We start from the raw sequence: 6,395 nt of genomic DNA on the forward strand, positions 1-6,395 counted from the left end.
ATGTAATGTTTGGGTCATTCGGGTGTGCGGGTTGCCTTCGTAAAATAGCTTCATCGACTTTACAAGTGCAGCAACCTTTAACCCAAGAAGAGGACTTAATCATGCAATCAATTAAAAGCAAAATCGCAGCCATTCTCGCCGTCGCCGCAATCATTCCACTGGCCGTGTCGGCACACGAAGGTTCGCACCAGGCGAGTGTAGCGTTTGGCAGCGCTGTTCAGGCCGCAGCGGCGACGCGTACCGTGGCGATCACCGCCGTGACCAAGAGCGTCAACGTGGAGCAGGGCGATGCCGTGACCTTCCAGGTCGGGAACAAGACGTTCACCTGGCTGTTTGAGACCCTGCGCCCGAGCGACAGCTTTGATCTCGCCGAAATCGCACCTGAGGATGTGGATGTGCACGGCGTGCGGGTGTACGTCGCGCCTAACCCGCTCTACCGCAACTGATGTTCAGGGTAGCTGAGAATGCTACCCAGTTCATTTACTTCGATTTGCGTGACGACCAGTGGATGTGAACGATCACCCATTTGTCAAGCTGCTTTTCGAGAATGGCGGTCTCGGTGCCCAAGTGATGGACATTGTTCCCTTTGTATTTGCCAGTGGTTTCCGTCTCCTGCATCACGACCGCCAAATTGCCTTCGACGCGCACACTTTGTTTAAGGACTTTGTTGTTCGTCGTCGCGGCAAATTCGATATCTCCCTTAAGGTGATGGCCGGTATATTCGTCCCGGGATCGTTCGACATAGCCGGATTCGTAGATCTGAATCCCCGGCGCCAGTAATGCGCTGACTTGTTCTGGCTTGCCCGCTGCAAGGGCTGCGTGGAATTCTGCCACGGTCTCTGCAGGCGTTGCCGCGAAGAGGGGCGCGCTGATGGCGGAAAGGGCGAGCAACGAAACGAGGTGGCGCATAGATATCTCCATAAACAGCCGTTGAAAGGTTAAAGCTATGCGATTTAATCAGGTGAAGCGGCTTGCTGCAAGACTCATAATCGCCGTCTACGCCTTTGAGCCAGGTTCTCCGTAGTATTCCATCATTCTTCATGTACCCAATCGCCGGTTCGATGGCGCTGCGGCGCCTGATGCCGCGGCGTAGGCGCTCGGTGATGTCACGCTTGGGTTTGTGATGGTAGACCTTGGCGGGGTGCTCGACATGGTCAGCGAGTTGGTTTGTAGCGCCAGCCGTGAGGCCAGGATGGGCGCCGCGGCGGCGGAGCTATGTGTATCACTTTCTGGCGCATCGACAGGGTTGGACGGAGATAGATCAATGGAGGACGCGCACCAGGTTCCTGATCACCATCGTTGACTCGCTACCGTGAGGTACGAGGACCACCTCCATGCTGAACCCGCATGTCTCGCCGGTGGGCGTGATGACGGTGAGATCTTCGCTATCCGCGGCGGATGCCATCCGGTGCCTTGCATAGTCCCGGCCATATCCGCGTGACGGCAATTGCGTATCGATGAACGCCTTGATATTGCCCGCTCCCTGGACGTCGCCGAAAGACGACGCGGTCGACCATGAGGCATCGGGATGACACAGGCTTGCGGCCTGGCCGCCATCGCGTCGGTCGACACAATCGAGAAAACGCATCAACAGCAGGCGCTTGGAATTGCGCGCGGCGTAACTGGTGTGCAGCAAGGCGTGCGCCTGCGGGGAATTCGGTTCCTGCAATTCAGTCATATACAGCGCCTGTATCTCCCGATTTTCATAGGAGCGGCGGTGCAGCGCGTGGCTGTCGATCCGGTAGATCGCCTGCATGCGCTTCTCCAGGATCAGCGGGTCCAGCGATTTTGGTTCGCCGCCACCGCCCAGGCAACCGCCGACGCAGGCCATGACTTCGATGGCGACGAACTGCTCACGCCACGTGTCCGCTGCCAGCATGCGCTGCGCGGCGGCGATGCCGTTGCAGACGGCGACCCTGCCGATGCCCGGAATTTCCGCCGTCTTCACGCCTGCGCTGACGCCTCGGAGCGGTTGCCATTCCAGCGGCAGCGAGTCTTCCGCGCCGAGCAAGTGGGCGGCGGTGCGCGCCATCGCTTCCATCACGCCGCCCGACGCGGCAAAGATCTGCGCGGCGCCGGTGCTGGCGCCCAAAGGGTGATCGAACTGGCCATCGTCCGGCAAGGCATGGAAGGCAATGCCGCGCGACTTGATCATTCTGGCCAGTTCGCGCGTGGTCACGACATGGTCGATGTCGCCGGACATGCCGGGCCGCACCGCCTCGTCCTTCTTGGCGGTGCAGGGCATGACGCTGACCACATAAGGTTCCGCCCGGCCTGCGGCAAATTCCGGGCCCAGCGTAAGCGTGAACGCGCTGCGCTTGGTGAGCGCGCCATGCATTTGTTGTGGCGACTTGGCCGTGCTCAGGTGCGGCAGAAGATCGGGCCGGTTGATTTCAAGCCAGTTCACCCATCCAGGGCAACAGGAGGTGAACAACGGCAGCTCGTCCGGCTTCTCCTTTCGCATGCTCAGCCGCGCCAAAAACTCCGTGGCTTCTTCCATGATCGTCAGATCGGCGCCGAAATTGCTGTCAAACACGTAGTCAAAGCCAAGTCGGCGCAGTGCATTGATCATTTTGCCGGTGCTGACGGTGCCGGGCTCCATGCCGAACTCTTCGCTGATGGCGACGCGGGTTGCCGGCGCGACCTGGACCGCAGAGACGCGCCTGTGCTCGCCCAGTACCCGCAGTACTTCGTGCCAGTGCGGCTTTTCGATGAGAGCGCCGACCGGACAGGCCTGCGTACATTGGCCGCAGGAGATGCAGCGGGTGTTCGCCAGCGAGCGATCGAATACCGTGACCGGCAGGCGGCCGGACCCGCGTTCGGCGAATCCGATCACAAATTGCGCTTGTCCATTTTCGCCGCAGGCCTCCACGCACAGGCCGCATTCGACGCATTTTGCCAGGTCTCTCCAGATACTCGGGGAGGTGTGATCGGTCAGCGCGTGTTCCGGATGGTCCGGGGAGCCGATGGGAATTTTTTCCCAGCGATCCAGCCATTGCTGTTCGCTGATCAGGTTTTGCAATTGGCACGACCCGTTCACTTCGCAGCGCATGCAGTCGTTTGGATGGCGCGCCAGCAGCCATTGCGCATCGATGGCGCGGAAGCGCTGCAGGTCGGTGCCGCCGGTGTCGATCTGATCGCCGTCCCTGGCCTTGGTGATGCATGCGGGTTGTGCGTCGGGCGAACCTTCGACATGGACCAGGCACATGCGGCACACCGCATGCGAGGGGAGGCGGGGATGATAGCAAAGCGTGGGAATGTGAACGCCGGCCAGGGTTGCGGCGTCGAGATAGCTCGCACCGTCGTTGACCTCGACAGGAATACCGTTCACCGTGAGCTTGATCATTTGAGGCCGCCTGCAATCGAGAGAGCGCGGTTAAGCTCGCGCCCGGCCGGGCGCGCTTGGGAGCGGCATGGCCGCTAGCTCATATACTGCCCGCCGTTGACGTCAAACGTGGCACCGGTGATGAAGCTGCTGGCGTCGTCGGCAAGGAAGGCGACCAGCCGCGCCACGTCCGCAGGCGTGCCGAGCCTCCCGACCGGGATGCCGCCAATGATTTGTTGCAGCACATCGGGCGCGACCGCCGCTACCATGTCGGTATCGCAGTAGCCGGGCGCAACCGCGTTGACCGTGATGTTCTTGCGCGCGCCCTCAAGTGCGAGCGCCTTGGTGAAGCCCAGTATGCCTGCCTTGGCGGCCGCGTAGTTGGCCTGGCCAAGCTGGCCGCGCTCTCCGTTGACCGAACTGATGTTGACGATGCGGCCAAAGCCGCGGGCGCGCATGCCTTCCGTTACGTGGCGGCACATGTTGAACATGGAGCCGAGGTTGGTATTGATGACTTGCCACCACTGCTCGGGTGTCATGCGGTGCAGGACGGCGTCGCTGGTGATGCCGGCATTGTTGACCAGGATCTCGATCGATCCGATTTGCTGCTCGACCGCGTCAATGCCGCGCCGGCACGCTTCAAAATCGCTGACATCCCATCGGAATACAGGAATGGATGTCGCTTCGGAAAAGGCGCGTGCCGCTTCCTCGTTGCTGCGGTAAACAGCGGCAACCCGGTGGCCTGCCGCTTGTAACGCGATGGAAATGGCCTTGCCCAGACCTCGGGTGCCACCGGTAACGAGCGCTGTGCGTTGCATGGGAATCTCTCCGCCAGGGGAAATGAAACTGGTAAACCGTCACTCCAATCTACGTGGTGGTGGCTATCGCGTCACCTGCGTTTCATGACATACATCAAAAGAATGCGAAATTAAGGATGGCGTGGGCGCCGGTGTCTTGTGCCGTCGTAAGACGGGCGCAACGCCGGTCCAGTACGAATTCCCATGATCCACATCATTCTTTAATCCACAGCGTTACCCCGACAATATGCCCTGTTGATCAATGACAACTGCATAGATTGGAGAACTGATGGATAGCAAGGATAACGGCGTCGATAACGGTGCCGAGCAGAGTGGCCGCAGGGGCTTCCTGAGCAAGAGCGCGGCACTGGGCCTGGCCGGCGTCGCGCTGGGTCTGGTCGCATGCAAGGAAGAGGCCGCCAAGGGTGGCGAAGCCGCGCCGCACAAGGAAGGCGCCGGCAAGGAGATCGCGCCCGGCCAGCTGGACGAGTACTACGCCTTCATCAGCGCCGGCCACGGCGGCGAGGCGCGCGTGCTGGGCCTGCCTTCGGGCCGCACGCTCAAGCGCATCCCGGTTTTCAACACCGACTGCATGGTGGGCTGGGGTGTGACCAATGAATCGAAAGCGATCATGGGCACCAAGGCCGACGGCTCGCTCAAGTACACCACCGGCGACACCCACCACGTCCACGGCAGCTACAAGGACGGCACCTACGACGGGCGCTGGCTGTTCGTCAACGACAAGATCCACTCGCGCCTGGCGCGCATCCGCATGGACACGATGGAGTGCGACAAGATCGTCGAACTGCCGAACGTGATGGGCTTCCACGGCCTGTTCACCGACAAGTGCGACCCGGTCGACACCAAGATCAACTACACCACGCGCGTGTTCTGCGGCGGCGAGTTCCACATCCCGCTGCCCAACGACGGCCGCGACCTCGACGATCCCACCAAGTGGGGCACGCTGTTCAGCTGCGTCAACGCCGAGACCATGGAACTGAAGTGGCAGTGCCGTATCGACGGCAACAACGACCTGGTCGCCACCAGCTACGACGGCAAGCTGGCCGCCTCCAACCAGTACAACACCGAGAACGCCGCCGACCTGAACGGCATGATGGCGGCCGAGCGCGACGCCTGCGTGTTCTTCAACATCGAACGCATCGAAGCGTTGGTCAAGGCCGGCAAGTTCACCACCATCGGCGGCTCGAAAGTGCCGGTCGTCGATGGCCGCAAAGCCGCCAACAGCGATCCGAAGACCGCCGTCACCTGCTACGTCCCGGTCGGCAAGAACCCGCACGGCGTCAACGCCAGCCCGGACGGCAAGTACTTCGTCTGCTCGGGCAAGCTGTCGCCGACCGCCACCGTGATCGAACTCAAGCGCGTAATGGGCTGGTTCAACGGCGAGCTCAAGGAACCACGCGACGCCGTCGTGGCCGAGCCGGAAATCGGCCTGGGCCCGCTCCACACCGCGTTCGACGGCAAGGGCAACGCCTACACCTCGCTGTTCCTCGACAGCCAGTGCGTCAAGTGGAACGTCGACGCCGCCATCGCGCAGTTCAAGGGCGACAAGACGGCCAAGGTCATCATCGAGAAGATGGACGTGCACTACCAGCCCGGCCACAACTACTCGTCGATGGGCGAGACCAAGGAAGCGGACGGCAAATACCTCAACTCGGGCAACAAGTTCTCCAAGGACCGCTTCCTGCCGGTCGGCCCGCTGCATCCCGAAACGGAACAGCTGATCGACATCAGCGGCGGCAAGATGCGCCTGGTGGCCGATCACACGGCGTACTCGGAACCGCACGACGGCATCATCGTCCGCCGCGACCTGGTCAAGACGCGCCAGATCTACAACATGGACGACTTCCCGAACGCGGTCAAGCCCGAGAACGCCGGCATCGAACGCCACGGCAACAAGGTCCATGTGCGCCTGATGTCGCAGGCGCCGGCGTACAGCATGCCCATCATCAAAGTGAAGAAGGGCGACGAAGTCACGCTGACGCTGACCAACCACGACAAAGTGGAAGACTTGACGCACGGCTGCGCGCTGCCGACCTATAACATCAACTTCATCGTCAATCCGCAAGAGACGAAGTCGGTGACGTTCAAGGCCGACCACGCCGGCGCCTTCTGGCTGTACTGCACCCACTTCTGCCACGCGCTGCACCTGGAAATGCGCAGCCGCTTCCTGGTAGAAGCCTGACGGCGGTGAGTGTTGGCGGGGGGGGGGGGGGGGGGGGGGGGGGGGGGGGGGGGGGGGGGGGGGGGGGAGG

General features: G+C 61.8%; 5 protein-coding genes and 1 pseudogene. 2 read left to right on the top strand and 4 right to left on the bottom strand.

Annotated features, from left to right (window positions below; genetic code table 11):
- Positions 1 to 101: 101 nt before the first annotated feature.
- Positions 102 to 446 carry a CzcE family metal-binding protein gene (locus AC07WS_RS20485; protein ID WP_494730861.1) on the top strand — a complete coding sequence of 115 codons (345 nt, stop codon included), beginning with the start codon at positions 102 to 104 and terminating at the stop codon, positions 444 to 446.
- Between the two features lie 34 nt (positions 447 to 480).
- On the opposite strand, the gene AC07WS_RS20490 is transcribed toward AC07WS_RS20485, so the two are convergent.
- The 4 genes and pseudogenes from AC07WS_RS20490 to phbB all read right to left on the bottom strand — a co-directional run bounded on the left by AC07WS_RS20490 (position 481) and on the right by phbB (position 4,143).
- Complete coding sequence (locus AC07WS_RS20490; RefSeq protein ID WP_494730862.1) at positions 481 to 909, bottom strand: YybH family protein; 429 nt, start codon at positions 907 to 909, stop codon at positions 481 to 483.
- 79 nt (positions 910 to 988) lie between these two features.
- A pseudogene (locus tag AC07WS_RS20495) lies at positions 989 to 1,135 on the bottom strand (IS5/IS1182 family transposase); the annotation flags it as partial.
- 126 nt (positions 1,136 to 1,261) lie between these two features.
- Positions 1,262 to 3,346 carry a [FeFe] hydrogenase, group A gene (locus AC07WS_RS20500; protein WP_494730863.1) on the bottom strand — a complete coding sequence of 695 codons (2,085 nt, stop codon included), beginning with the start codon at positions 3,344 to 3,346 and terminating at the stop codon, positions 1,262 to 1,264.
- A gap of 74 nt (positions 3,347 to 3,420) precedes the next feature.
- The gene (gene phbB, locus AC07WS_RS20505; protein ID WP_494730864.1) at positions 3,421 to 4,143 is read right to left on the bottom strand and encodes an acetoacetyl-CoA reductase; all 723 of its coding nucleotides are present in this window, start codon (positions 4,141 to 4,143) and stop codon (positions 3,421 to 3,423) included.
- Positions 4,144 to 4,411: 268 nt separating this feature from the next.
- Here phbB and nosZ point away from each other — a divergent pair, with 268 nt between their 5' ends.
- A complete protein-coding gene (gene nosZ, locus AC07WS_RS20510) occupies positions 4,412 to 6,325 on the top strand; it encodes a TAT-dependent nitrous-oxide reductase (RefSeq protein WP_494730865.1) in 1,914 nt (637 codons plus the stop codon).
- The last annotated feature ends 70 nt before the right edge of the window (positions 6,326 to 6,395 follow it).

Source organism: Duganella sp. GW821-FHT01E12, assembly GCF_059422325.1.

What these genes read in the sequence shown, in the direction of transcription:
- phbB (WP_494730864.1), bottom strand. Translation starts at nt 4,143, where the DNA reads ATGCAACGCACAGCGCTCGTTACCGGTGGCACCCGAGGTCTGGGCAAG.
- nosZ (WP_494730865.1), top strand. Translation starts at nt 4,412, where the DNA reads ATGGATAGCAAGGATAACGGCGTCGATAACGGTGCCGAGCAGAGTGGC.
- AC07WS_RS20485 (WP_494730861.1), top strand. Translation starts at nt 102, where the DNA reads ATGCAATCAATTAAAAGCAAAATCGCAGCCATTCTCGCCGTCGCCGCA.
- AC07WS_RS20500 (WP_494730863.1), bottom strand. Translation starts at nt 3,346, where the DNA reads ATGATCAAGCTCACGGTGAACGGTATTCCTGTCGAGGTCAACGACGGT.
- AC07WS_RS20490 (WP_494730862.1), bottom strand. Translation starts at nt 909, where the DNA reads ATGCGCCACCTCGTTTCGTTGCTCGCCCTTTCCGCCATCAGCGCGCCC.